We start from the raw sequence: 26,258 nt of genomic DNA on the forward strand, positions 1-26,258 counted from the left end.
ATTAAAACCCTCCTATGCTTCCACGTAAATGGCATCAAAGGCACAGTTGTCTTTGCAGGCACCGCACTTGATACACAATTCGTTGTCAATATTATAAGCTTGCTTACGCACACCGGTGATGGCACCAACCGGGCAGTTCTTGGCACATTTACCGCAGCCTTTACAGAACTCAGGATTGATGACAAAGCGGCGCATAGCAGTACAGCATTTGGCAGCGCATTTGTGGTCTAAAATGTGCTCCTCATACTCATTTCGGAAGGTCTTTAATGTGCTGATAACAGGAAGCGGAGCACTCTTTCCGAGTCCGCACAGAGCCATATTCTTAACCATGGCTGCCAGCTCTTCCAGGGTATCCAGATCCTCGATGACGCCTTTGCCGTCTACGATGCGTTCCAGGATCTCCAGCATACGTTTGGTTCCTTCACGGCAGGGAACACACTTTCCGCAGGATTCCCTCTGGGTAAAGCTCATGAAGAAACGGGCAACCTCTACCATACAGGTGTTCTCGTCCATGACAACCAGTCCGCCGGAACCCATGATGGCATCGTATTTTTTTACACTGTCAAAATCCAGACCTACATCCAGATGCTCCGCCGTAAGACATCCGCCGGAGGGACCGCCGATCTGTACGGCTTTGAATTCTCCGCCTCCCTTGATGCCGCCGCCGATATCATAGATCATCTCGCGCAGGGTAGTTCCCATGGGAACCTCAATGAGGCCTGTGTTCTCAATGGAGCCGGTGATGGAGAAGGTCTTCGTTCCGGGACTTCCCTCTGTTCCGATGGTGCGGAACCAGTCAGCACCCTTCATGACGATACCGGGCACATTGGCGAAGGTCTCCACATTGTTCAGGACTGTGGGTTTGGCCCAGAGTCCCTGGTCTACGGTTCTTGGCGGTTTAACACGGGGCATACCTCTGTCACCTTCGATGGAAGCGGTCAGGGCAGAACCTTCACCGCAGACGAATGCACCGGCACCGCGGTTGATATGCATATGGAAGCAGAAATCTGTTCCCAGAATGTTATCTCCGAGCAGGCCCTTTTCCTCAGCCTGTGCAATGGCGTGGGTGAGCCGCTCTACAGAGAGGGGGTATTCCGCACGTACATAGATATAACCGTCCTGTGCATTCACTGCATAGGCGGCTATGGTCATACCTTCGATCAGACGGTAGGGGTCACCTTCCATAACGCTTCCATCCATGAATGCGCCCGGGTCACCCTCGTCGCCGTTACAGACAACATAGTGTTCTTTTACATCTGTGTGGGCAGCTACCTGTTTCCATTTCTTTCCAGTGGGGAATCCGCCGCCGCCTCTTCCGCGCAGGCCGGATTTGTCCACTTCTTCGATGACATCTCTCGGGGACATGTCAAAGATGGCTTTTGACAGGGCATTGTAACCGCCGGAAGCTATGTATTCGTCCAGAGACTCCGCGTCGAAACGTCCGCAGTTTTCCAGAGTGATCCTGGTCTGCTTTGCAATGAAGGGGATGTCATCCGGTGTGGGGAAGGAGTCCTCGCCTTTTTTGTAGAACAGGCGTTCCACAGGTTCTTTGTTCAGGACTGTGCGTTTGAAGATCTCTTCACAGTCATCCATCTGAACCTTTACATATTGATAATGCAGGGGCTCGATTCTCATCAGGGGTCCCAGTTCGCAGATGCCCTGGCAGCCTGTCTTCACAACTCCGATGTGAGGAACATGGCCGTCAAATTCTACGGAAACACCGGGCATGTCTTTACAGAGTTCCTGCATTTTTTCGTAGATTTTCTGTGAGCCGGTAGCAACACAGCCGGTTCCGGCGCAGATCAGGATACGGCATTCATAAGAATCAATCTGTTTTTGTGCAGCCTCCTGCTCTCTTTTCAGAGCCTCTCTGTTTTCGATAATCATACGCTATCACCTCTCAATTCTGTGAGTAATTCCAATGCTTTTTCCGGCGTCATAGTCGGGTGTACTTCATTGTTCACGGTGAGTGTAGGAGCCAGCCCGCAGGCACCCAGGCAGGAAACGGTCTCCACAGTGAAAAGCATATCGTCTGTGGTATGTTTTTTCTTGCTCAGGCCCAGCTCTTTTTGAAGGGCTTCCAGAATGGGCATGGATTTGCGGACATGGCAGGCAGTTCCGTCACAGACTTTGATAATGTATTTTCCCTTGGGTTCAAAGGAAAAGTTTTCGTAAAATGTGGCAACACTGTAGGCTTTGGCCTCTTTTACCCCAATCTCTTTTGCCACGTAGGTCAGTAGTTCGCCTGGCAGATAACGGTATTCTGCCTGAATGTCCTGCATGATGGGAATCAGTGCACTTGGCTTGCGGCCGTAATGGCTGATGATTTCGTCCGTCTTCTGGTAGTAGCTCTTGTCAAGCATTCAGATACCTCCTTTAGATTTAATCATTCATGACAACAGTAAATTCACCGCAGGTGATTTCTGTTGCCTACAGTACACTTCCGCATGTGCTTTGGGTATTTTTGCACATATACCTGTTCCCCTAATTATATAATGCCGGGAGGAAATACACAATAAATATTTTGAAAAAAACATGAAAATATACAAATTGGTTAATGGTAATATCCGCGTCAGCGCATATTTTATATTTTGCAGCGGCAGGATGTTCGGATGATCCAAATACGGAATGTCTTTCAGGCTGCTCCGTCAGGGATTAAAAAGGATCATATGCAGTATTGCGGTCTCATTGCCGGTATTTTTATAGGAATGGACAGTATCGGCCCTAAATCGTATGCTTTCGCCCTTTTCGACCATAAATCTCTGGCTGTCAGCATGAATTTCGATTTTGCCCGAGAAGACAGTGATAAATTCAGTGGTTCCCTTTAAGTGCGGTTCGGATTCCCAATAACTCCCCTCGTCTAATTCCAGATAATAGACTGCAAATCTGCGGTTCTCGTTATCCGGGAAAAGGGAGTAGTTTTTTACTTTTCCGTCATCTTCAAGCAATGGCTGCACTTCGGATGTTTTTACGATCTCATATGGACTCTTTGGGCGAACGGTCAATGCGTCAAAGGGTACTTTCATTCCATTTGAAATTTTCCATAATGTAGAAAGCGTCGGGTTTCCGTCACCGCGTTCGATCTGCGCAAGCATACTCTTACTGACACCGCTTAATTTCGCAAGCTCTTCCATGCTTAATTTCTTTTCTTCACGCAATCGTTTAATATTTTTAGCAACTATTGTATTCATTGAATCCATGATATGGTTCTCCTCTCTTGACAATATAATGCACATGATGTATTATTATATCGTACCAGTGCGATATAATAACTGTTTTGTATCATTATACGATTTCAGCTTGGGCTTGTAAAGAGGAAAGGAGATATGTCTATGATTCTAAATCTTGAAGAAGAAGGTGAAATGTTCAAAGAATACAACAAAGGTGACTGCTCAAAATGCTGTGAGGTTCTTCTGCGGACATACGGTAGGAATGAGCAATAGAAAGGATGCATTATGTTCCGTTTATACGATTTTCTGATTTATTGTTTTATTACGGCTTACACACCGGGTGCCAACAATCTGCTTTCCATGAGTAATGCCATACGGCTGGGATTTCGCCGAAGCATTCGCTTTAACTTGGGCATACTGGCCGGATTTGCAGTCGTTATGTCTGTTTGCACCGTCTTCAGCGCAACACTCTATTCCTTTCTTCCTAAGGTCAAGATGGTCATGCAGATCCTGGGCGCTGCTTATATGCTGTACCTTGCATGGAAGGTCTGGAAGAGTTCTGCGGAGGTAAATACGGAAGGCGGGAAGGAGGCTGGTTTTATTTCCGGCATGGTACTGCAATTTATCAATCCTAAAATTTACATTTACGCAATCACGGCAATGTCGCTTTATATCCTGCCGGTTTATCATTCCGGCACGGCACTGGCCGGATTTACTGCCGTACTGTCTCTGATCGGTGCTTCCGGTTCTTTTATATGGGCGCTTTTCGGGGCGGCATTTTGTAAATTCTTCTCCAGACATACGAAGCTGGTAAACGCTGTTATGGCTCTTTTACTTATTTACTGCGCTGTTTCTTTGTTTCTTTGATCCTTTGTCCGTGGCCCCCATGAGCAAATATCCGTGAAGAGGAAGAGATGCGAAAAGGTTAAAACGGAGCGGCAAAATGCAGTGTGGCAGGGGCACCGGACGGAGGGAAAAGAGTGCGCCTGTTTTCATTGACAAAGAAGAACTGCCTGTGCTAGTATCAAACATAACCAGTTACCCTTTGGGCATTCCCAGGCGCCGGGAAGCCGCAGGATTTTTGAAAAGGTAACGAAATACGAATTGCAGTTGGAAAACCAGCAGTCAGAAAAGGAGAATTGACATGGCATTTTATTATGAGGAGCCGTCCAGAACATTTAGCGAATATCTTCTGATTCCGGGGTATTCGTCCACACATTGTGTGCCGTCCAAAGTGGATCTGAAAACACCTCTGGTGAAATACAAAAAAGGGGAGGAACCGGCACTGACTATCAACATTCCCATGGTCTCTGCGATCATGCAGTCTGTCTCAGATGACAATCTGGCCGTAGCCCTTGCCCAGGAGGGCGGTATTTCCTTTATCTACGGTTCCCAGCCGGTTGAAAAGCAGGCGGAGATGGTGGAAAAGGTAAAACGTTACCGTGCCGGTTTCGTGGTCAGTGACTCTAACGTGTCGCCGGAGATGACCCTTCAGGATGTGCTTCGTCTTACGGAACAGACGGGCCACTCTACCATAGCTGTCACGGAGGATGGTTCACCGGGGGGAAAGCTGCTCGGCATTGTCACCAATAAGGATTACCGGGTAAGCCGCATGAACCTGGACTTAAAGGTAAAAGAATTTATGACAAAACTGGACGACCTTGTATATGCAGACGAGGAGACGACTCTGAAGGAGGCCAATGATATCATCTGGGAGCACAAGATAAACTGTCTGCCTCTTGTGAATAAGAACCGGGAACTGGTGTATCTTGTTTTCAGGAAGGATTACGATACACATAAGAAAAATGAAAATGAACTGATCGACAGCCATAAGCGCTACATGGTAGGGGCAGGAATCAACACCAGGGATTACGAGACGCGTGTTCCGGCACTGATCGGGGCGGGAGCCGATATCCTGTGTATTGACAGCTCGGAAGGCTTTTCAGAGTGGCAGAAGATCACGATTGACTATATCAGGAAAAATTATGGAAATGATGTAAAGGTAGGTGCCGGAAATGTGGTGGATGCGGAAGGATTCCGCTTCCTGGCTGAGGCAGGGGCTGACTTTGTCAAGGTGGGAATCGGCGGCGGTGCTATCTGTATTACCCGCGAACAGAAAGGCATCGGCAGAGGACAGGCCACTGCATTGATTGAGGTGGCAAAGGCCAGGGATGCGTATTTTGAAGAGACGGGAATCTATATTCCCATCTGCTCTGACGGCGGAATCGTCCACGATTATCATATTACCCTGGCGCTGGCTATGGGTGCTGACTTTATTATGCTGGGAAGGTATTTTGCCAGATTTGACGAAAGCCCTACCAAGAAGGTTAATATCAACGGCAGCTATATGAAGGAATACTGGGGTGAGGGCAGCGCGCGGGCCAGAAACTGGCAGCGGTATGATATGGGAGGCGAGAAAAAACTTTCTTTTGAGGAAGGTGTGGATTCTCTGGTACCCTATGCAGGAAGTCTGAAGGATAATGTAAACCTGACTCTGAGCAAGGTCCGCTCTACTATGTGCAACTGCGGAGCACTCACCATTCCGGAGCTGCAGGAAAAAGCTAAGATCACGCTGGTTTCCGCTACAAGTATTGTTGAGGGCGGCGCACATGATGTGTTGCTGCGGGATCAGAGATAAATTTATGAGACAGATTCTGTAAAAGAGGGGGTTCTGATGACGGAACCTGCTTTTGCGGAATCTGTTTTTTTCTGGTATCGCGCGCCGTTTTCATCCAAGGTTTACTTTTTAACGCTTTAATGATAAAATGTAACAAAAGGAGGGTGTTTTATGTCTGACAAATTATATGAATTGATGGATTGGCCGGAAATAGAGGCTGTTGTATATTCTGAGGAAAGCGAACCGCGCCGTATTTTGGGACCGAGAGTGACAGAAGACGGTATTTTGATCCAGTGTTTTGTGCCGGGCGCTGTGCAGGCAAGAATTCTGCTCACAAAGGAAAAAGAGACTTACGATATGGTCATGGAGGATGAGGCAGGCTTTTTCGCTGTGCTGATTCCGGGAAATAAAATACCGAAATATAAAGTGGAAATCCAGGATGGGGAAGGAAACAAAAAACAGTTTTATGATCCCTATGCTTTTACATCTAAAATCAGCCTTGACGAGGAACAGCAGTTCTGTGCAGGCATCTGTTATGATATCTATGAAAAACTGGGCGCGCATACCATGACGATCAATGGTGTGTCCGGTGTGTATTTTGCAGTCTGGGCACCGAATGCGATTCGTGTTTCCGTGGTTGGTGATTTTAACCACTGGGATGGCAGGGCGCATCAGATGAACCGCCTGGCTGTGTCAGGGATTTTTGAGATATTTATACCCGGGATCAAACCGGGCGCCTTATATAAATATGAGATCAAGGCAAAAGGTTCCCTGGTATACTTAAAGGCAGATCCCTACGGAAACCAGGCGGAGCTGCGTCCGAAAACAGCCTCCATAGTAGCAGATCTGAACCATTACCGTTGGCAGGATGACCAGTGGTTAAAAGACAGGAAACGTGTCAATGACGAGAAGAAGCCCATGCTGGTCTATGAGATGCATCTCGGTTCCTGGATAAAACCTGAGGAAGAGGGAAAACTGTTCTGTAATTACCGGGATATCGCGCCAAAGCTTGCTGAGTATTTAAAGGATATGGGTTACACACATGTGGAGCTTATGCCGGTTATGGAACATCCCTTTGACGCCTCCTGGGGATATCAGGTGACAGGATATTATGCGCCTACCAGCAGATACGGCACCTGTGAGGATTTTATGTATTTCATGGATTATCTGCATCAGCAGGGCATCGGTGTGATCCTTGACTGGGTACCGGCACATTTTCCGAAAGATACCCCGGGACTTCCGAATTTTGACGGCACCTGTCTGTATGAGCATTTAGACCCGAGACAGGGTATGCATCCCCATTGGGGAACACTGATCTACAATTACGGAAGGCCGCAGGTTAGAAATTTCCTTATTTCCAATGCACTTTTCTGGGTAGAGAAATTCCATGCAGATGGTATCCGTATGGACGCGGTGGCTTCCATGCTGTATCTGGATTACGGAAAGAATGACGGTGAATGGGTTCCAAACATTTACGGCGGCAATGAGAATCTGGAAGCCATAGAATTTTTAAAACATTTGAATTCCATTTTTAAGAAGAGACATCCGGATGCACTTCTCATAGCAGAGGAATCCACGGCATGGCCTAAGATCACGGGCAGCATTGAGGATGACGGCCTGGGCTTTGATATGAAGTGGAATATGGGCTGGATGAATGACTTTATTGACTATATGAAAAAGGATCCGCTGTTCAGAGGCGGTGCCCACGATGAGCTTACATTCAGTATGGTGTATGCCTACAGTGAAAAGTTCCTTTTAAGTCTGTCACACGATGAGGTGGTGCATTTAAAAGGCTCCCTTCTTATGAAAATGCCGGGTGACAAGGAGCAGAAGTTCGCGAATCTCCGTGCTGCCTATGGATTTATGGCTGTTCATCCCGGCAAGAAGCTGTTGTTCATGGGACAGGAGTTTGCCCAGGAGAGAGAGTGGTCTGAGGAGAGAAGCCTTGACTGGGAGCTTCTGGAACAGCCGGATCATCAGCAGTTTAAAAATTATGTGAAGGCACTCTGGAACTTCTATAAGGAACAGCCGGCTCTGTATGAGATGGATTACGATACAGAGGGATTTGAGTGGATCAACCACATGGAATCCGAGAAAAATATGCTGACCTTTATCAGGAAGACGAAAAAGAAAGAGGAGCTGCTGGTGATCGTGTGCAATTTCTCACCTCTTTCGTACGAAAAATACCAGATGGGCGTTCCGTATCCGGGCAAATATAAAGAAATCTTCAACAGTGATGCCGCAGAATTCGGCGGAACCGGCGTGAGAAATGCCAGAGCAAAATCCTCCAAACGGGCAGAGCATGACGAGAGAAAGAATTCTATCGTTATTGATGTTGCGCCGTTGTCTGTACAGATATTCTCCTACATAAAAGAGGAGAAAAAGACGACAGCAAAGACCGGTGCAAAGAAAACCGTGAAGGAGACAACGTCTGCAAAATCTGCGGAAAAGGGTAAAACCAGGGCTGCCAGAGCAGAAAAGGCTGCTGAGAGCCGGGAAAATCCTGCAGTTTCAAAAGTCCGGGCAGAGTTAGAGCAGAAGATCGAAGAAGAGCGTAAAAAGGAGCTGGAGCAGCAGGCGCTGAGTATCGCGGCGGCGGCAGAGGCTGTCAAAGCGGATGCGGTATCCAAAAAGGAGACAGGAACAGGCGCCGAGGCGGAAAACACCGGGACGAATGCAAAGAGCAGTAAGGCTGAGGCAGGAAAGAACGACAAGGCGCTGACAGCAAAAGCCGGGGCTAAAAAAACAGCATCCAAGAAGACCGCAGGAACAAGAGCAAAAAAGGCGGCAGCCAAAACGGGAACAGAGAAGGCAGCCGGGGCTAAGGCTAAAAAAGCTGCAGCCGGGACAGCGGCTGAGAAAGTAGAAGTGAAAGCGGAAGCTGAAAAAACCATGGCAAAGCCGGAGAATGAGAAGATAGAGGCAAAGCCGGATGCTAAAAAGATAGAGGCAAAGCCAGACGCTAAAAAGATAGAGGCAAAGCCGGAAGCTGAAAAGATAGAGGCAAAGCCAGACGCTAAAAAGATAGCAGCAAAGCCGGAAGCTGAAAAAATAGAGGCAAAGCCAGACGCTAAAAAGATAGAGGCAAAGCCGGACGCGGAGAAGATAGAAGCGAGGCCGGAAGCTAAAAAGATAGAGGCAAAGCCGGACGCGGAGAAGATAGAAGCGAAGCCGGAAGCTAAAAAGATAGCGGCAAAGCCGGATGCAGAGAAGATAGAAGCGAAGCCGGAAGCTGAAAAGATAGAAGCAAAACCGGAAGCGGAGAAGATAGAAGCCAAGCCGGAAGCTGAAAAGATAACAGCAAAGCCAGAGGCCGAGAAAATAGCAGCAAAACCGGAAGCCGGAAAAACAGCTTCCAAAAAGGGAACAACGAGAAAGACGACCGGAAAAAAATAAGGATGAACTAAATGACAGGAATTTTGGCAAAAAGCATTAACCTAGAAAAAATCTGGAACCACATCAGTGCCCAGATTCCCGCTGTGGAAGCTTTCGCATGGAAAGTGATCCTGGCGATCGTCATCTATTTTATAGCCAGCAAGGTGATCGTCAAGATATGTGCCTTTATACGGGCAGCCATGAACAAAGCAGGTGCGGACACCGGCGTGATCCAGTTTTTGACTTCTTTTGTAAAAACGGCCCTGTATTTCCTGCTGATCGTAAGTATTGCGGTCCGTTTTGGAATCAAGGAATCCTCCATTGCGGCATTACTGGCATCCGGAGGTGTAGCGATTGGTCTGGCACTGCAGGGCGGTCTGTCAAACCTGGCAGGCGGAGTGATCATTATGCTTCTAAGGCCCTTTACAGTGGGAGACTACATTATAGAGAACACCAACAGCCAGGAAGGGACCGTGGTGAAAATTGATCTGTTTTATACCACACTCTCTACCGTGGACAACAGAAGGATTACCATACCAAACGGAAACATTACCAATTCCAGCATTGTGAATGTGACATCTCAGGACAAGCGGAAACTGGAGATCAAGGTGATGATCGGCTACCAGTCGGATCTGAAAAAGGCTAAAGGAATACTGGAAACGCTGCTCCATGCAGATCCTGCCATTATGTCGGAGCAGGAGATGCTGGTGTTTGTGGATGAACTGGCAGATGACGGTGTGATCCTGGGACTCCGGGCATGGGTGAAGACAGAAGACTACTGGCCTGCAAAATGGAGGCTGAACGAGGAGATTAAACTGACATTTGACGAGGAAGACATTGATATTCCATATCCGCAGCTTGATGTGCATATCAAGTCCGGATTGCCGGAAACTTTCGGCAGAGAGGAGCGCAGCCTATGAAACACAGAAAATTATGTCTTGCCATCCTGCTGGGCGCTGTCCTGATATTTGGCGCGGCCGGATGCAGCAATGCCAAGGATACAGACGCGAAAACCCAGACAGAGGCAAAAGAAGAGCAAAAGGACAGCGGCCAGGAAAACAAAGAAACCTCAGATAAGGAGTCAAAAAAAGAGGACACCAAGACAGATAAGAAAGAAAAAACGGAAGCAAAAGAGAATCCGGATGAGACAGCAAAGAAAGACACAGAAAAAGATGCGGATAAGAACAGTGCTGATACACAGGAACCTGAGGAGGAGAACACCCCGGTCCAGGCAGGCCAGGCTTTTATCTATGTTCCCGATGACAATGCAGAGGGCTGGAATGTCAATCAGGTAGAGATCGCGCAGGTGACAGCAGATGCCCTGATTGGCCAGCTTGTGGGCGCCGGCGTTCTGACGGACAGCATTACAGTCCAGAATTTTGAGGAGACAGAGGAGGAGGGGCAGTATGTCCTGAAACTGGATCTGTCCTCCAATTTTAAAGACAGTGTCCGTTCCATGGGGACTGCCGGAGAGATTCTTACCATTGGTGCAGTGGTCAATTCTTTTCTGGACACCTTTCAGGCGGAAGCAATCCAGATTACCGTGGACGGTGGTACACTGGAGACAGGCCACGAGGTTTATGAGGGCTATATGACACATATGGATTATCAGTAACTACAGGTGCAGCGCCGGGTATATTCCGGCTGCTGCATTTTCAGATTGGATGGGAGTGGTTGGCTATGAAAAAACTATTTGAACCATTACAGATAAAAAATGTGCAGATAAAAAACAGAATTTGTTTTCCGCCGGTGGTATGCTATGCCTGGGGCTCCCGGGACGGCTATGTGTCACCGGAAAATGTGGAACATTACAGAAATGTGGCAAAAGGACAGACCGGTCTGATCATACAGGAGGCTACCTGTGTGGATAAGAACGGAAAGCTTGCCGAAAATCAGCTGGGCATCTGGGAGGACGGCCAGATCCAGGGACTTTCCCGGATCGTGGACGCAGTACACGGGGAAGGATGCCCCATCTTTATCCAGATCCATCATGCCGGTGTCTCAGGTCTGGATGGGGAGCTTGCCTGTCCCAGTGACTACAGCTTCTATAAAGATGGGGTCAAAAAAACAGGAAAAGAACTGACAACCGAGGAAATACATAAGATTCAGCAGGAATTTACAGACGCGGCAGTCCGTGCCTGGAAAGCAGGCTATGACGGTGTGGAACTGCACGGATGCCATCAGTACCTGATGTGTGAATTTTTTAACCGCTGGGTGAACCGCAGGCAGGATGCATACGGGGAACACGGAGAACGGTTCGCAGTGGAAATCCTGCGGGCCATTAGGGAAAGGGTGCCGGAGGATTTTGTGGTGGGAATCCGTCTGGGCGGATTTGAGCCAAGGCTGGAGGACGGAATCCGGCATGCCAGGATACTGGAAAAGGAGGGCATAGATTTTATTGATGTGTCCTATGGCTTTTCCGGTGAAGATGACCCGAAAGCACCGGTAGATTTTCCATATGAAAAATGTATCTACGCGGCAGCGGAGATCAAGCGTGCCGTGTCCGTTCCTGTATTTGCGGTAAATGGTATCACAAGCCCACAGATGGCCCAGGACGTATTGGAGCGCACCGATGTGGATATGATCGACATTGCACGGGGAATCATTGTGAATTATAATTGGGCTAAAGATGCCAGAGAAGGCCGGGATACAGGGAAATGTCTGCACTGCAGGCGCTGTCTGTGGTGCGAGAATCCGGAAACCTGTGCCGGCAGAAAAGTCCTTAAGAAAAATCTGAGAAGAAAAAAGGAATTTATAGACAATTTATAATTTTTAAGAGTCAGGAAATATCTATTTGTCTGTCATCGTGCTATTATTAATATATCGTAAAAATGAGAGAGGATGATACCACATGAAGACGCAGGTATTGTATAAGAGCAGAACGGGCAACACGGAAAAGCTGGCAAAGGCCATATTTGCAGCAGTTCCGGGCTCGGATAAGGACATTGCCCGGCTGGACGGGCAGACAGACTATGATATGGCGGACATTTATTTTATCGGTTTCTGGACAGACAGAGGAAGCGCCAGCGTAGAAGTGCTGGATTATCTGGGCTCCCTGCAGGGAAAGAAGATCGCATTGTTCGGCACCTGCGGAATGGGAGAAAGCCCGGAGTATTTTAAGAAGATTGAGGAGAACATCCGGGTTTTCATAGAGGATGACAATGAATATCTGGGCGCATTTATCTGCCAGGGCAAGATGCCGATTCAGGTCAGGGAAAAATACAACCGTATGAGAAACGGGGATAATGACAGGCAGATTGACACCATGATACGGAATTTTGATATGGCCATGCTGCATCCTGATATGGATGATCTGGAGCATGCGGCACAGTTTGTGAGCAAAATATATGAATCATTAGAGAAGGATGGGAATTAAGAATCATGAAAGAAAAATTTGCAAGGTTTATGGCAGGACGCTACGGCACAGACAGGCTGAACCAGTTTATGCTGATCGTACTTCTGGTCTGTGCTGTCATCAATATGTTCATCAGAAATGGATATGTTTCCATGCTGCTGACTTCCTGGGAGATTCTGCTGATCGTTTTTATTTACATCAGAATGTTTTCAAGAAATCTCACGAAACGTTATGCTGAGAATCAGAAGTATCTGGCTGTGGAGAACAAGGTACGCCATTTTTTCGGACAGAAAAAGTATATCCAGCAGCAGAGAAAGGATTACCACATTTATTCCTGCCCAAACTGCAAGCAGAAGATTCGTATTCCGAAGGGAAAAGGCAAGGTAAGCGTGCGCTGTCCAAAATGTGGGACAGAATTTGTAAAAAATAGTTGAAATTTTCTCAAAATCGTGTATAATATCACTTGTGTGTGAAACACAAGCTGGAATAGCTCAGTCGGTAGAGCACTTCACTCGTAATGAAGGGGTCGTGAGTTCGAGTCTCATTTCCAGCTTTTCAGAATCCCGCAGATATGCAGGATTCTTTGTCTTTTCAGAGCTAAAAGCGCAAGGTCCTATAGCAGGACTTTACGCTTTCTTTGTTTTTCAGCGGGTTACACATTCGCCAATACTGCTCACAGCCAGCCGATATTTTTAATAACAGAGAATAAAATGGATAAAATACATCTGAATTGCCCGCCGGGAATTGACAACGCCGAACATTTGTGCCATTATATACCAGAGATAGTTTAACAAATAACAATGTTAAGATTAGAAAAGGATACTACATGAACGATATACGACACCTGCAAGAAACTCCCGCGGATTCTGCAGTGGCAGATGCGGGAAAAGAGACGTTACTGGAACTTAAGGGGATAAGCAAGAGCTTCGGGACCACAGACGTGCTCAAAGATATTGACCTTTCGATAGAAAGAGGAGAATTCATCACATTCTTAGGCGCTTCCGGCTGCGGAAAAACCACAACTCTGCGTATCATTGCCGGGCTGGAAATGCCGGACAAAGGCCAGGTGATTCTGGAAGGCCGGGATGTGACCATGCTGGAACCCCATCAGAGGGATGTGAATACAGTGTTTCAGAATTATGCCCTGTTTCCCCATATGAATGTGGAGGCAAACATCGGCTATGGCCTGAGAATCCGTAAGGTTCCCAAAAATGAAATCAGGGAAAAAGTAAAGAAAATGCTGGATCTGGTTCAGCTCTCCGGCTATGAAAAGCGTATGCCATCAGAACTGTCAGGCGGGCAGAAGCAGAGGGTTGCCATTGCCCGCTCCCTGATCAACAGCCCAAAACTCCTGCTTTTGGATGAGCCTCTGGGCGCCCTTGATCTGAAGCTCAGAAGGGCTATGCAGACAGAGCTGAAGCGGCTTCAGAAGAAGCTGGGTATTACCTTCCTGTACATAACACATGACCAGGAGGAGGCAATCAACATGTCAGACCGTATTGTGGTCATGCGTGACGGTCAGTTTGAACAGATCGGTACCCCGGATGAGATCTATAACCGCCCGAAGACCAGCTATGTGGCTGACTTTGTGGGCAATGCCAATATAATCTCCGGTGTTGTGGAGCATATAGGGGAGGAGCTTACGGATATCCGGGTGAACAACTGCCTTATCACAGCAGGGACGGCGGACGGCCTGAAAAAAGGCGGCAGGGCTGTGGTGGCTGTGAGAAGGGAAAATATCAAAGTCTGCCGCGAGTGTAAAAAAGGTCTTCCTGCAGTGATAACCGATAAATCCTTTAATGCAGGACAGCTCCACATGGCCTTTAAACTGGAGGACGGCAGGGAAGTGGTTGCCAGCCATTACGGCATAGATACAGATCTGACGGTGGACCAGAAGGTCTGTGTGGGATGGGAGCCGCAGCACGCTGTCTTCGTGGATCTGGAAGATACACAGGAGGCGTGAGGATGGAGAAAAAGAAAAGATCAGGACTGTTTCTGACGGTTGCACCCCTCTATATCTTCACCCTTGTCTTTGTGGCAGGACCGCTGCTCTATATGATAGCCCTGAGCTTTGCCACAAACAGTGACGGATGGGGGACCCTGTGGAAATTTACCCTGGAAAATTATAAGAAGATCGCAGATCCTGTTTACCTGAAGAGCTTTTCCCAGTCCTTCCAGCTTGCGTTTACCAGCACCATCTGTATCACGCTGCTGGGATATCCCTTTGGCTATTTTATGGCAAAACAGTCGGCAAAATGGAAGAAGAGGATCATGCTGCTGATCATGGTGCCTTTCTGGACCAGTTCCTTGATCCGTATGTACGGATGGATCATCCTGCTCCAGGCAAAAGGCGTGTTCAATACGCTGCTTGTGAAGCTGGGCATCATTGAGGAACCGCTGAAAATCCTCTACTCCTATCCTGCAGTTGTCATTGGCATGATTTACGCGCTGCTGCCTTTTATGGTGCTCTCCGTGTATTCCAGCGTGGAAAAAATGGACTGGTCTTTGGTGGAGGCTGCAAGAGATCTGGGGGCCAGCCGGGCCAAGGCATTTTTGACGATTACGCTGAAGCTGACGCTGCCCGGACTTTTGACGGGTGTGATCCTGTCCTTTGTGCCGTCCATGGGACTGTTTTTCATTGCGGATATTCTGGGCGGAAATAAAATCGTTCTGGTGGGCAGTGTGATCCAGGATCAGCTCACAAGAGGAAGCAACTGGCCCTTTGCGGCAGCGCTTGCTGTGGTACTTATGGTCCTGACTTCCATTATGATTTATCTGTACCGGAAAATTACCCACGTGAAAGATTTGGAGGGATTCTTTTGAGAAAAAAACATAAGCTGTCAGGCATTTATCTGGCCGTCCTGCTGCTCGTCATGTATCTCCCCATTGTGATGGTGGTGATATTTTCCTTTAATGAGTCCAAGCTCACAGCCAGCTTTACAGGATTTTCCCTGAAATGGTATGAAACACTCTGGCATGACAGAGATATTAAGGAAGCGCTGTTCAACAGCATACTTCTGGGCGTTATAAGCTGCGCCATCTCTGCAGTCATCGGAACTCTGGGTGCTGTGGGCATGGCCCGGGCGGATTATAAGACAAAAGGCATGATGGAGTATCTGTCCACAGTTCCCATCATGATACCCGAGATCATTCTGGGCATGGTATTTCTTGCCTTTTTCTCCTTATTAAACCTGCCTTTTGGTATGACAACCCTGGTAATTGCGCATACTACTTTTTGTATCCCCTATATATTTATGATGGTAAAGGCCAGGCTTGTGGGAATTGACCGGTCTTTGGAGGAGGCAGCCCGGGATTTGGGCGCATCCCAGATCAGGACGTTCTTTGACATAACGCTGCCGCTCATTATGCCGGCGGTTCTGTCCGGAAGTCTGCTGGCGTTTGCCATGTCTTTTGATGATGTGGTCATCAGTATTTTTGTAAACGGTCCAAGGCTCAATACGCTTCCGGTAAAGGTTTACACCCAGCTTAAGACAGGGGTGACACCGGAGATCAATGCGCTTTGTACCATAATTTTAACGGCCATCGTACTGGTTCTCGGCATTTCTTCCCTGGTGCAGAAACGGCAGGAACGCAGGCGGGGAGAACTTTCAGAAAGATGAGGTAGAAATATGAAGAAAAGATTAGCAGCCCTTACACTTTGTTTTGCAATGGCAGCCTCCATGCTTGCCGGATGTGGTGAAAAAGAGGAAGATGACAACAAAGAACTGGTACTCTACACCTGGGAGGGACTGTTCCCCCAGGAAGTGCTGGATGGCTTTGAGGAAGAGACAGGAATCAAGATCATCAGCTCCAACTTCGACACAAATGAAACCATGCTGGAAAAAATTCAGCAGACAGACGGAAAAGACTACGACATTGTTGTGGGCGATGATTATATCATTGAACAGATCGTGAAGAACGGTCTGGCAAAAAAACTGGACAAGACACAGATCAGCAATTTCGGCAATATCAATCCTCTGTATCAGAGCCAGTTTTATGATCCGGACAATGAATATACCGTTCCGCACGGGGCAGGTATCCCTCTGATCGTGTATGACCCTGCGCAGGTTGACTTTGAGATCAAGGGATATGAGGATTTGTGGAATCCAAAGCTTGAGGATAAGATCGCCATGATCGGCAGCTACCGGGCAGTCAATGGATTTGTGCTTCAGACTATGGGAAAATCCATGAATGAGGAAGATGTACAGGTCATCGAACAGGCAGGGGAAAAATTAAAAGAGCTGGCGCCGAATATCCGTATGATCCAGGACAGTGATACACAGAATGCACTGCTGAACGGAGAGGCCAGTGTTGCCTATTTGTATACTTCCCAGGTGACAGCAGCCCTGGCAGAGAATCCGGACCTGAAGGTGGTCTATCCGGAAGAGGGACTGGGCTTTGGCATTATGAACCTGTTTATTCCCAAAAACGCACCGGATGAACTGAACGCCTATAAATTCCTGAACTATATTCTGGAGCCGGAAAACGCGGCGAAATGTTTTGACGCTCTCGGATATTACTGTACTACAAATGCGGCGGATGATCTGGTAAATCCCAACTTGGTAGTGCCGGATTCCGTGAAAAAGGGCGAGATCGTACAGAATGTAAGCGCAGAAGCCAACGAGGCATATGAGAAAAACTGGACAGAATTCAAAGCTGCATGTGACTAAGGAAAAAGGAGGTACATACAATGCAGACAAAAGTGACAAGAGAACAAGCGCTGGAGCTTCTGAAAAAATACAACAAAGAGGAATTCCATATCCTGCACGCTCTGACCGTGGAAGGCGTTATGCGCTGGTATGCCCAGGAGATGGGATACGGCGATGAGGCAGAGTTCTGGGCAATGGCAGGCCTGCTTCACGATGTGGACTTTGAGCAGTATCCGGAGGAGCACTGCAAAAAAGCGCCGGAGCTTCTTTCTGAGATCGACGCGGAGGAGGAGCTGGTACACGCGGTTGTGAGCCACGGATACGGCCTCTGCTCTGACGTGGAGCCGGAGCACCTGATGGAGAAAATCATGTTTGCCTCCGATGAGCTTACAGGCCTTATCTGGGCAGCGGCAAAAATGCGTCCCTCCAAAAGTGTTATGGACATGGAAGTCTCCAGTGTCAAGAAAAAATTCAAGGACAAGAGATTTGCCGCAGGCTGTTCCAGAGATGTGATAAAGGACGGCGCCGAGATGCTGGGATGGGAACTGACGGAATTATTTGATAAGACGATCCAGGCTATGCGTTCCTGTGAGGCTTCTGCTGCCCGGGAATGCGGGGAACTGGCAGCACAGTGATATGAAGGATAAATACAGTATGAATGCGGGCAAAAGGGATGCGGAAGCATCCTTTTTGCCTGCTTACCATTATTCACCCTGGAAAGAGGGAAGGACAAAAGAGGAACAGGAGGCCCTGCTTCTTGCGGAAGAGATGGAGATCGCGGACGGTGTGGAGGAGATTGGAAACTATACCTTCTACGGCTGCGGGAGGCTCAGAAGCCTCTCCTTTACAGATTCCCTGAAACGCATAGGGGGAGGCTCCTTCACGGGATGCTCCGCCTTACGTGAGCTTCATGTGCTCATGGGGGAAGGGGCAAAAAGCTGCATAATGGATGTGGCGGCGGAGACCTTTCATGAAGTGTTTGTGACCATCACGTTCAGGGAGACAGGGGACCGGGCGAAGCTGGTGTTTCCGGAATATTATGAGGAGGGTGTGGAGAACACGCCTGCCAGGATCCTGGAGACACATTTTCACGGCTCAGGCTATCGCTACCGCCAGTGTTTTACAGAAAAGCGGGTGGATTATCACCGCTATGACAGTTTGTTTGAAGTGGCAAAGGTATATGAAAAGCCGGAAATCCTCATTCCCATGGCTATGGGGCGCCTGATGTATCCCCGGGAACTGGGGGAGGAGGCGGGGAACGCGTATGCCGCATATGTAAGGGAGCATCTGAAGGAGGCAGGCGCGTATTTTCTGAAACGCCGGGAATGGCACAGTGCTCTGTGTTATCTGGCAGAGTACGCGGTGCAGAGGGCTGAGGAGATGGAACTGCTGTTGGGTCTGGCATCCGGATGCGGGATGACGGAGGCCGTGAGCCTGCTGATGGAGGAGAAGAGAAAACGGTTTGGCAGGGCTGTAAAGTCCTTTGAATTTTAAGATGCGGCGGCACATGTGATAGTGCCGGACGTGGATCGAAACAATAATGGAGTAAAAAAATGGCACAGGAAATGGAAAAACGTATCAATGAAGTGTGTATCAGAATCCTGGCTTCGTCCAGAAGTGAGCTTTATCTGCACATGCGATTCCTGGATGTGGCCCTCTCCGCCTTTTCCTATGTACAAAATCCGGAGATGGGGACTCTGGGTACAGACGGTGTGGGACTTTATTATAACCCTTCTTATCTGGGGGGCCTTTACCGGCAGGGGCGTGTTTTTGTAAACAGGGCGTATCTGCACATGGTGTTTCACTGCATATTTGCCCATCCGTGGAAAGATGTACGCCTGAGAAAAAAGCGGGCATCCAGACTGGTTGAAGAGGAGACGGCGGATCTTTTGTGGGAGGTTTCCTGTGATATTGCCAGTGAAGCCATGATCGACAGTATCCCTCTGCACTGTGTGCGCCGCCCGGCCTCTGTATTGAGGCGGGAGACGTATGCATCGCTTGGAAAGAAGCGCAGGGTTTTGAACGCGGAGGGGGTTTTTGGCGCCCTTCTGGAGGATAAGCCGGATTTGGAACGGCTCCGGAGGCTGAAAGAGGAGTTCTATGTGGATGACCACAGCCTGTGGAGCGGGGGAAAGAGAAGGGCACCCAGTCAGCGCCCGAAAGAAAACTGGGATGACATCCGCGATAAGATGGAAACGGAGCTGCAGAGCTTCGGCCAGGACTCTGCAGTCGGAGCTTCGGAGGGAATCTTGGAACAGATCAAGGTGGAAAACAGGGATTCCTATGACTACCGCAGGTTCCTGCAGAAATTCGCGGTGCTGAAGGAGGAGCAGCAGATTGACCCGGATTCCTTTGACTATGGGTTCTACAGCTACGGACTTTCCCTGTACGGCAATATGCCTTTGATCGAGCCTCAGGAGAGCCGGGAGGTAAAGAAGGTGGAGGAGTTTGTCATAGCCATTGACACCTCCATGTCCTGTTCCGGTGAACTGGTGAAAGCTTTTTTGAAGGAGACCTATTCTATTCTGAGGGAGACAGAGAGCTTTTTCAGGAAGATCAATATCCATATCATCCAGTGCGATGAGGTGGTGCAAAGTGATGACAAGATCACGTCTCAGGAGGAGCTTAAGGCCTATATGGAACATCTGGAGCTTCTGGGCCAGGGAGGGACGGATTTCAGGCCTGTTTTCACCCGGGTGGAGGAGCTGCTGGCGAAAAGAGAATTTACAAGCCTGAAAGGGCTGTTATATTTTACCGACGGAAAAGGGATATTTCCGCAGAAAATGCCGCGGTACGAAACAGCATTCGTGCTGATGCAGAAAGAATATGAAGAGATAGATGTACCTGCCTGGGCCATAAAAATATATCTGGACCAGGAGGAAATGCAAGCATACAAAGAGGGAATTACAGATGAACATTAAACGAGCAAAACAGGAGATCAAGGACGCTATAGAGGCATATCTGATCAAGGACGCCTATGGAGAATACTGCATTCCTTCCATCCGGCAGCGCCCCATTCTGCTGATGGGCCCTCCGGGAATCGGAAAGACACAGATCATGGAGCAGATCGCCAGGGAATGTGAGATCAACCTGGTATCCTATACCATTACCCACCACACCAGGCAGAGTGCCGTGGGACTGCCTTTTATCAGGGAGAAGGAATACGGCGGGAAGTCCCATTCCGTGACAGAATATACCATGAGTGAGATCATATCCTCTGTGTATGACAGGATGGAGGAGACGAAGATAAAGGAGGGAATCCTTTTTATTGATGAGATCAACTGTGTGTCTGAGACGCTTGCGCCCACCATGCTGCAGTTTCTGCAGTGCAAGACCTTCGGCAATCAGTCTGTGCCCAAGGGCTGGATCATTGTAGCAGCAGGCAATCCTCCGGAGTACAATAAATCTGTCCGGGAGTTTGACGTGGTGACTCTTGACCGGATCCGCAGGATTGACGTGGAAGAAGATTTCGGCGTGTGGAAAGAGTATGCTTACAGTGCAGGCATCCATCCGGCTGTGATCTCCTATCTGGATATTCACAAAGATAATTTTTACCGCATGGAGACCAGTGTGGACGGGCGCATGTTCGCCACAGCCAGAGGATGGGAGGATCTGTCCCAGTTCCTCTATGCCTATGAAAAGCTGGGAAAAAGAGCGGACAGGGAAGTGGTGGGCCAGTATATCCAGCACGGGAAGGCGGCCAGGGATTTTGCCAACTATCTGGAACTCTTTGAAAAATACAGGACGGATTACCGGATCGAGGAGGTGCTGGCAGGCCATTTTGAAAAATTTGCGGTGGATAAACTGAAGCTGGCGTCCTTTGATGAAAAATTCAGTGTGGTGGGACTGCTTGTGGGGCATCTGGGTACCAGATTTTACGCGTACTATGAGATGGACCTGTATGTAACGACCCTCTATGAGAAGCTGAAGGGCTGGAAGCGGGAGATGGGGGAAGGCACATCGCCTTCCGCATCACTTGCGCTGCTTCTTGACCGGGAGCAGGCGGATTATGAGAGGAAAGAAAACGCGGGTCAGTTTACAGCTCCCGCGCGCCATGCGGCTGTGAAAACTATAGGATTTTTAAAAGCGCGGTTAAAAGAGGCTGAGGCCGGTGAGAGGGAGGGCCTGGTGCCGGAGGAGATATTTACCGGTGCGGCCGGTTATTTTGGGCAGGAATCCGCCAAACGGGAGAACATGGTCCTTGAGACCGGCGGTGCCCTGCAGAATGCTTTTGATTTTCTGGAGCTGGCGTTTGGGGACAGTCAGGAGATGGTGATCTTTATCACAGAACTGAACACAAATCCCTACAGCATTCAGTTTATCAGTGAAAACGGATGTGACAGCTATTATAAATACAACAAAAAACTTCTCTTTGAAGAGGAACAGAGGAACATTTTAAAAGAGCTGGATGACATTGAGAACGACTTATAAACACCTGGCGGGACAGTGAAGAGTGAACAATAACATCTTGTGCACAATTTTCTGTACCCTGTACCGCATGTATTGAGCAGAACAGAGGACAGGGCTATAATAAATAAAAGCAGATGAAGACGACAGGAGGAGAAAGATGCGTATCGCAGTGTGTGATGACGACGAGACTGCAGTATCTTTTTTAAGAGAACTGATAGAGACGTATCCGAAACAGAAACTCTGCGCGGACGGATACAGCAGCGGGGAGGACCTGCTTCGGTCGGGGCATGTGTATGACCTGATTTTTCTGGATATTGATATGAGGGGCATAGATGGAATCGAGACTGCACGGAGGATTCGCGTCCATGACAGGAAGGTGAAGATCGTATATGTGACCTCCTACAAGGAATATGCAGGACGGGCTTTTTCTGTCCATGCTTTTGGCTACCTGCTGAAGCCTGTGAAGCAGGAGAAGCTTTGGAAGCAGATCGAGGATGCCATGCTCTGGCAGGAGGAAGAGACGCCGGAGGTAAAGCAGGTGGAGTTTTCCACCGTGGAAGGGCTTGTGAGGCTTCCGGTGGATGCAATCTATTATTTTGAGTATCAGAACCGGCGTATTTTCATGAAGACAAAGGAAGTTACCCATGAGATGCGGGGGAAGATATCCGACATTGCCGGTAAGATGGGAGAGTATGGATTTTCCGTTCCCCATAAAAGCTTTGTGGTGAACCTGTACCATGTGAAGAACATCAAGGGGTACGAGATCCTCATGATGAACGGGGAGTGGATTCCTCTGTCCCAGAAGCAGGCAGTGCAGTTCAAGGAAAAACTCAGTCTTTATCTGGCGGATAAGATGGGATAGGAAGAAGGTGGTAACCGGGTGTTTGACTATATTCTGATGGCATTGGATCTGTCTGTGTTGGGATTTTTGTTTTACTGGTTCATGAACAGAACCGGGGAACGGCGTATGGATAAGGCATGGGTATATCCTGCATCGTTTGCGGCTTTTGCTGTTTTTTGTCTGCTGGTCCAGTATTCCCGGAGTGAATGGGTCGTTACCTTTTCCATTGTATTGATGGTATTTTTCATGGAAACCGTATTGTATCGGCCAAACGGGGTGTCTTATTTTTACTGTCTGGTATATTGTCTGGGATTTTTTCTCTGCCAGATCACAAGTGTCTTTGTAGTGCAGTGGATCTTTACGAACATGACTGCACTGACCCTTCTGCGCGTAGGCCTGGAGAGGGTAGACAATATGCAGTTGATCCTCTTGCTGGTAAAATGGTTCACGGAATTTTTCTGGACGTATTTTATTCTCGCGATCGTAAAAAAGGACGAGGAGGAGGAGAATCGTTTTTTTCTCTATAAGCGGCAGTATTTTTTCTTCCTGCTGCTTCCGCTGTTCTCCATTGTATTTATGGTATCTATTATCTGGATGAGTGCAGATTTCTTTGTGCTCAGGTATGGATTCGGTCCGGTGATCCTGAATATTATTCTGATATTTGCCATGAACCTGCTGCTCTTGTATCTTTTCAGGCAGACAGGGAAGGGCAGTCGGGCACTCAGGGAGGAAAAGCTCTATAAGCAGGAGTCAGAGCTGCTTTACCAGCACTACCAGACTCTGGAGGAGAGTTATCAGGCTTCCAGAAAGGCCATACATGATGCCAAGAACCACATGCAGGCAGTGGCACGTCTCTATGAGAGCGGGGAGACAGACAAGGCCAGGGCCTATGCGGAGGAGGTTTTCCATCTGCTGAACCAGACGGGCCATACCTGGTATACGGGCAACCGGATGCTGAATATCATATTGAATGAGAAGCTGGGGCAGGCATCCATGCGGGATGCAAGGCTGGAGCTGGATATCTGCGACGGATGCCTGGACAGAATCCGGGAGATCGATATCACCACCATATTCGCAAATCTTCTGGACAATGCGGCGGAGGCCATGGGGGAGGGGGAAAACAGATACTTTTCCCTGCAGATACAAAACATCCACTCCTTCCTTGTGATCAAAATGATAAATTCAAAAGGGAAGAAAAAGGAGCGGGCAGGACAGAAGCATCAGCGGCTGGGACTGCAGAATGTGCGGAGTGCCCTGGGTAAATATGGGGGTACCATGAAAATCTCCCAGACGGATGAGGAGTTCCAGGTGAGTATCATGATACCGGATGAGCAAAAGGAAATGTGAGGTGAAGAGGGATGGAGATATGGAGAAAGATTCGGAAGAGATGTTTTTTGCTGGGGGTCATATGCCTGATTGGGACATCTGCGGCGGGATGCGGAAATAAGCTTTCCGACAAATTTGACGAGGAGGAAGTCAAGGAAGCCGCTGAAACCATGATTAACCAGGTAAATTCCGGTGAATTGAAGGATGTGTATGAGAATACCTTTGCCCCTGTCATGCGCCAGGGAATCGAATATGAACAGCTTCAGGAGAATCTGGATTATGTCTTTGACAAGCTGGGTGAATTTGAATCCTATGAGAAGATAAGTGTGGTGGGAGGACAGGACAAGGATACGGAGACACCGTATGCGGTGGTGGTGCTTCTGGCCAAATATGAGGAGGGGAAGGCCCAGTATACAGTCACGTTTGATACGGGTATGAAATGTATTGGATTTTATGTGAAATAAGTAAAAGAGAGTCCGGCGGAATGTGTGCGCCGGACTCTCTTTCGTATCTGTTATTGTAACTATTCAGTTTATTTAAAGAACTGCTCTCCGTAGCCGTAATGCTCTACCACGTAGTCAATATCCTTGTCTCCGCGTCCGCTCAGATTTACGAGAATGGAGCCTTGTTTCATCTCTTTTGCTTTCCGCATGGCATAGGCAACCGCGTGGGCACTCTCAATGGCCGGAATGATGCCCTCTGTGCGGGACAGCTTGAAGAATGCGTCCATGGCCTCCTCATCGCTGACGGTGTCGTACTGCACTCTGCCCAGGTCGCGGAGGAATGCGTGCTCCGGTCCCACAGAAGGATAGTCCAGTCCGCTGGCAATGGAGTATACAGGAGCCGGCTCGCCTTTGTCGTCCTTCAGCATGATACTTTCAAATCCGTGCATAACACCTTTTTCCCCGTACTGCATGGATGCGGCGTGGTCTCCCATGCCGGTGCCTCTTCCGAGAGGTTCCACACCGACAATGTCCACCGGTTCATCCACGAAGGGAACGAACATGCCGATGGAGTTGCTGCCGCCGCCTACGCTTGCGCAGACTACATCGGGAAGCAGGCCGGTCATCTCTTTAAACTGGTCTTTGGCCTCCTCGCCTACGATGTACTGGAAGTCCCTGACCATGAGAGGGAAGGGATGGGGGCCCACCGCGGAGCCGATACAGTAGATGGAGTCCTTATAGTTCTTAGCATAGGATTCAAAAGCGGAATCCACGGCCTCTTTCAGGGTCTTGTTGCCGTGTGTGACGGGAACCACCTTGGCACCCAGGATCTTCATACGTGTCACATTGGGAGCCTGTTTGGCAATATCCACCTCACCCATGTGCACTTCACACTCTAATCCGAAGAAAGCCGCCGCTGTAGCGATGGCCACGCCGTGCTGTCCGGCACCTGTCTCTGCGATAAGACGTTTTTTGCCGATGAATTTTGCCAGCAGCCCTTCCCCCATACAGTGGTTCAGCTTGTGGGCTCCGGTGTGGTTCAGATCCTCTCTTTTCAGGTAGATTTGGCAGTTGCCGATGGTTCTTGACAGGCGCTCGCAGTGATAGACCGGTGTGGGTCTTCCCTGGAATTCCTTGCGGATGCGGCGCAGTTCACTGATGAACTGGGAGGAATGGCAGATGGTCTGGTATGCGTCTGCAATCTCCTCAAAGGCCGGAACCAGCTCTTCTGTCAGGTAGGCGCCGCCGTAAGGGCCGAAGCGTCCGTTTCTGTCCGGGTAATGTCTCAGATAAGTTCTGTAATCTACTTCCATGGTTGTTTTCTCCTTTATGTAAATGATATATTTTTATTCCTGCTCTCCGTGAAGGGCGTCCTTTGCCAGCTTGAAACCGTTCTGGGCGGCTTTTGTCAGCCACAGGTCGGCTTTCGCCTCGTCTTTTTCCACACCTTCGCCGTAGCGGTAGAGGATGGACAGATTGTACTGTGCGGCCGGGATGTTGGCGTTTGCCGCCTTTTCAAAGAGCTGGAATGCCCGCTCTGTGCTCTGCGGCACTGCCTGGCCGCTTAAAAAATAACCGCCCATGCAGCACATGGCCCGGTAGTCGCCCTGCTGTCCGGCTTTCTTATACCAGTCAAAGGCTTTGGAATAATCCTGTCTGGTCCCAATGCCTTCCTCATAACATCTGGCCAGATTATACTGGGCATTTTTACTGCCCGTCTCAGCCGCGCGTTTGATGTAGGAAAATGCTCTTGTTTCGTCTTTTTTTACGCCTTTTCCCTGGGCATAGAGAAATCCCAAGTGCAGCAGCGCGTCCACATGGTCTTTTTCGGCTGCTTTTTCATACCACTGGGCGGCCTGTGCGTAATCCGTCAGGGTGTGTATGCCGTTTTCATAGTAAAAGCCTACGGCATACTGCAGATCCTTCTGACCGTTTTCCGCCAGGATTTTCAGTTCTTCCAGGGTAAAATCCATATTTTTTGCGTCCATTGAAAATATCTCCATTTTTCTTTTGACAAATTTTGTAATATAGTGTACTGTTTTTGTAGGAATTAAACAGCTGCGCAGTCAGGT

Annotated in this window: 24 protein-coding genes and 1 tRNA gene; 20 read left to right on the forward strand and 5 right to left on the reverse strand. The window is 48.7% G+C overall.

Annotated elements, in window-relative coordinates:
- Positions 1–12 precede the first annotated feature (12 nt).
- From WMO65_RS07540 to WMO65_RS07550, 3 genes are all read right to left on the reverse strand, one after another.
- The gene (locus WMO65_RS07540; RefSeq protein WP_148392936.1) at positions 13–1,887 is read right to left on the reverse strand and encodes an NADH-ubiquinone oxidoreductase-F iron-sulfur binding region domain-containing protein; all 1,875 of its coding nucleotides are present in this window, start codon (positions 1,885–1,887) and stop codon (positions 13–15) included.
- Entirely contained in the window at positions 1,884–2,363 is a 480-nt protein-coding gene (locus WMO65_RS07545; protein ID WP_033143487.1) for an NADH-quinone oxidoreductase subunit NuoE family protein, read from the reverse strand. Before WMO65_RS07545 ends, WMO65_RS07540 begins: the two co-directional genes overlap by 4 nt.
- A gap of 285 nt (positions 2,364–2,648) precedes the next feature.
- Positions 2,649–3,200, reverse strand: coding sequence for a helix-turn-helix domain-containing protein (locus tag WMO65_RS07550; protein ID WP_148392935.1), 552 nt, complete (start codon positions 3,198–3,200; stop codon positions 2,649–2,651).
- 255 nt (positions 3,201–3,455) lie between these two features.
- Between WMO65_RS07550 and WMO65_RS07555 the strand changes: the two genes are divergently transcribed.
- The 20 genes from WMO65_RS07555 to WMO65_RS07650 all read left to right on the forward strand — a co-directional run bounded on the left by WMO65_RS07555 (position 3,456) and on the right by WMO65_RS07650 (position 24,207).
- Complete coding sequence (locus tag WMO65_RS07555) at positions 3,456–4,037, forward strand: LysE family transporter (RefSeq protein WP_054352365.1); 582 nt, start codon at positions 3,456–3,458, stop codon at positions 4,035–4,037.
- A gap of 277 nt (positions 4,038–4,314) precedes the next feature.
- Positions 4,315–5,808 carry an IMP dehydrogenase gene (locus WMO65_RS07560; RefSeq protein ID WP_054352366.1) on the forward strand — a complete coding sequence of 498 codons (1,494 nt, stop codon included), beginning with the start codon at positions 4,315–4,317 and terminating at the stop codon, positions 5,806–5,808.
- Between the two features lie 150 nt (positions 5,809–5,958).
- Positions 5,959–9,183 carry a 1,4-alpha-glucan branching protein GlgB gene (gene glgB, locus WMO65_RS07565; protein ID WP_148392934.1) on the forward strand — a complete coding sequence of 1,075 codons (3,225 nt, stop codon included), beginning with the start codon at positions 5,959–5,961 and terminating at the stop codon, positions 9,181–9,183.
- Between the two features lie 11 nt (positions 9,184–9,194).
- Complete coding sequence (locus tag WMO65_RS07570) at positions 9,195–10,082, forward strand: mechanosensitive ion channel family protein (RefSeq protein WP_103731890.1); 888 nt, start codon at positions 9,195–9,197, stop codon at positions 10,080–10,082.
- Positions 10,079–10,777, forward strand: coding sequence for a GerMN domain-containing protein (locus tag WMO65_RS07575; RefSeq protein ID WP_148392933.1), 699 nt, complete (start codon positions 10,079–10,081; stop codon positions 10,775–10,777). The genes WMO65_RS07570 and WMO65_RS07575 overlap by 4 nt, the downstream gene beginning before the upstream one ends.
- A 65-nt stretch (positions 10,778–10,842) precedes the next feature.
- The gene (locus tag WMO65_RS07580) at positions 10,843–11,931 is read left to right on the forward strand and encodes an oxidoreductase (RefSeq protein ID WP_148392932.1); all 1,089 of its coding nucleotides are present in this window, start codon (positions 10,843–10,845) and stop codon (positions 11,929–11,931) included.
- 82 nt (positions 11,932–12,013) lie between these two features.
- A complete protein-coding gene (gene bilS / locus WMO65_RS07585; protein ID WP_033143479.1) occupies positions 12,014–12,538 on the forward strand; it encodes a flavodoxin family protein BilS in 525 nt (174 codons plus the stop codon).
- Between the two features lie 5 nt (positions 12,539–12,543).
- Positions 12,544–12,951 carry a zinc ribbon domain-containing protein gene (locus tag WMO65_RS07590; protein ID WP_033143478.1) on the forward strand — a complete coding sequence of 136 codons (408 nt, stop codon included), beginning with the start codon at positions 12,544–12,546 and terminating at the stop codon, positions 12,949–12,951.
- 46 nt (positions 12,952–12,997) lie between these two features.
- Positions 12,998–13,070: transfer RNA gene (locus WMO65_RS07595), tRNA-Thr, on the forward strand.
- Between the two features lie 273 nt (positions 13,071–13,343).
- Positions 13,344–14,480 (forward strand): ABC transporter ATP-binding protein, encoded by a 1,137-nt coding sequence (locus tag WMO65_RS07600; RefSeq protein WP_225305295.1) that lies wholly within the window; start codon positions 13,344–13,346, stop codon positions 14,478–14,480.
- A 2-nt stretch (positions 14,481–14,482) separates the two neighbouring features.
- Positions 14,483–15,340 carry an ABC transporter permease gene (locus WMO65_RS07605; RefSeq protein WP_033143477.1) on the forward strand — a complete coding sequence of 286 codons (858 nt, stop codon included), beginning with the start codon at positions 14,483–14,485 and terminating at the stop codon, positions 15,338–15,340.
- Complete coding sequence (locus tag WMO65_RS07610) at positions 15,337–16,137, forward strand: ABC transporter permease (RefSeq protein ID WP_148392931.1); 801 nt, start codon at positions 15,337–15,339, stop codon at positions 16,135–16,137. Before WMO65_RS07605 ends, WMO65_RS07610 begins: the two co-directional genes overlap by 4 nt.
- Positions 16,138–16,146: 9 nt before the next feature.
- Complete coding sequence (locus WMO65_RS07615; RefSeq protein WP_033143475.1) at positions 16,147–17,187, forward strand: polyamine ABC transporter substrate-binding protein; 1,041 nt, start codon at positions 16,147–16,149, stop codon at positions 17,185–17,187.
- A 20-nt stretch (positions 17,188–17,207) separates the two neighbouring features.
- On the forward strand, positions 17,208–17,801 hold the full coding sequence (locus WMO65_RS07620) for a hydrolase (RefSeq protein ID WP_148392930.1): 594 nt from the start codon (positions 17,208–17,210) through the stop codon (positions 17,799–17,801).
- 1 nt (position 17,802) lies between these two features.
- Positions 17,803–18,660: a leucine-rich repeat protein gene (locus tag WMO65_RS07625; protein ID WP_148392929.1), complete on the forward strand. Its 858-nt coding sequence runs from the start codon at positions 17,803–17,805 to the stop codon at positions 18,658–18,660.
- A 59-nt stretch (positions 18,661–18,719) separates the two neighbouring features.
- The gene (locus WMO65_RS07630) at positions 18,720–20,087 is read left to right on the forward strand and encodes a vWA domain-containing protein (RefSeq protein ID WP_148392928.1); all 1,368 of its coding nucleotides are present in this window, start codon (positions 18,720–18,722) and stop codon (positions 20,085–20,087) included.
- Complete coding sequence (locus WMO65_RS07635; protein ID WP_148392927.1) at positions 20,077–21,597, forward strand: ATP-binding protein; 1,521 nt, start codon at positions 20,077–20,079, stop codon at positions 21,595–21,597. Before WMO65_RS07630 ends, WMO65_RS07635 begins: the two co-directional genes overlap by 11 nt.
- A 136-nt stretch (positions 21,598–21,733) precedes the next feature.
- The gene (locus WMO65_RS07640; protein ID WP_033143471.1) at positions 21,734–22,438 is read left to right on the forward strand and encodes a LytR/AlgR family response regulator transcription factor; all 705 of its coding nucleotides are present in this window, start codon (positions 21,734–21,736) and stop codon (positions 22,436–22,438) included.
- 18 nt (positions 22,439–22,456) lie between these two features.
- The gene (locus tag WMO65_RS07645) at positions 22,457–23,764 is read left to right on the forward strand and encodes a sensor histidine kinase (RefSeq protein WP_256157790.1); all 1,308 of its coding nucleotides are present in this window, start codon (positions 22,457–22,459) and stop codon (positions 23,762–23,764) included.
- Positions 23,765–23,775: 11 nt separating this feature from the next.
- Positions 23,776–24,207, forward strand: coding sequence for a DUF3887 domain-containing protein (locus WMO65_RS07650; RefSeq protein WP_054352375.1), 432 nt, complete (start codon positions 23,776–23,778; stop codon positions 24,205–24,207).
- Between the two features lie 68 nt (positions 24,208–24,275).
- Here WMO65_RS07650 and trpB read toward each other — a convergent pair whose 3' ends face one another.
- Positions 24,276–25,499 (reverse strand): tryptophan synthase subunit beta, encoded by a 1,224-nt coding sequence (gene trpB, locus WMO65_RS07655; RefSeq protein ID WP_033143470.1) that lies wholly within the window; start codon positions 25,497–25,499, stop codon positions 24,276–24,278.
- A 33-nt stretch (positions 25,500–25,532) separates the two neighbouring features.
- Positions 25,533–26,174, reverse strand: coding sequence for a tetratricopeptide repeat protein (locus WMO65_RS07660; RefSeq protein ID WP_033143469.1), 642 nt, complete (start codon positions 26,172–26,174; stop codon positions 25,533–25,535).
- Positions 26,175–26,258 lie beyond the last annotated feature (84 nt).

This window comes from Blautia caccae (assembly GCF_040095955.1).
In the GTDB taxonomy this organism is placed as follows: Bacteria; Bacillota; Clostridia; order Lachnospirales; family Lachnospiraceae; genus Blautia; species Blautia celeris.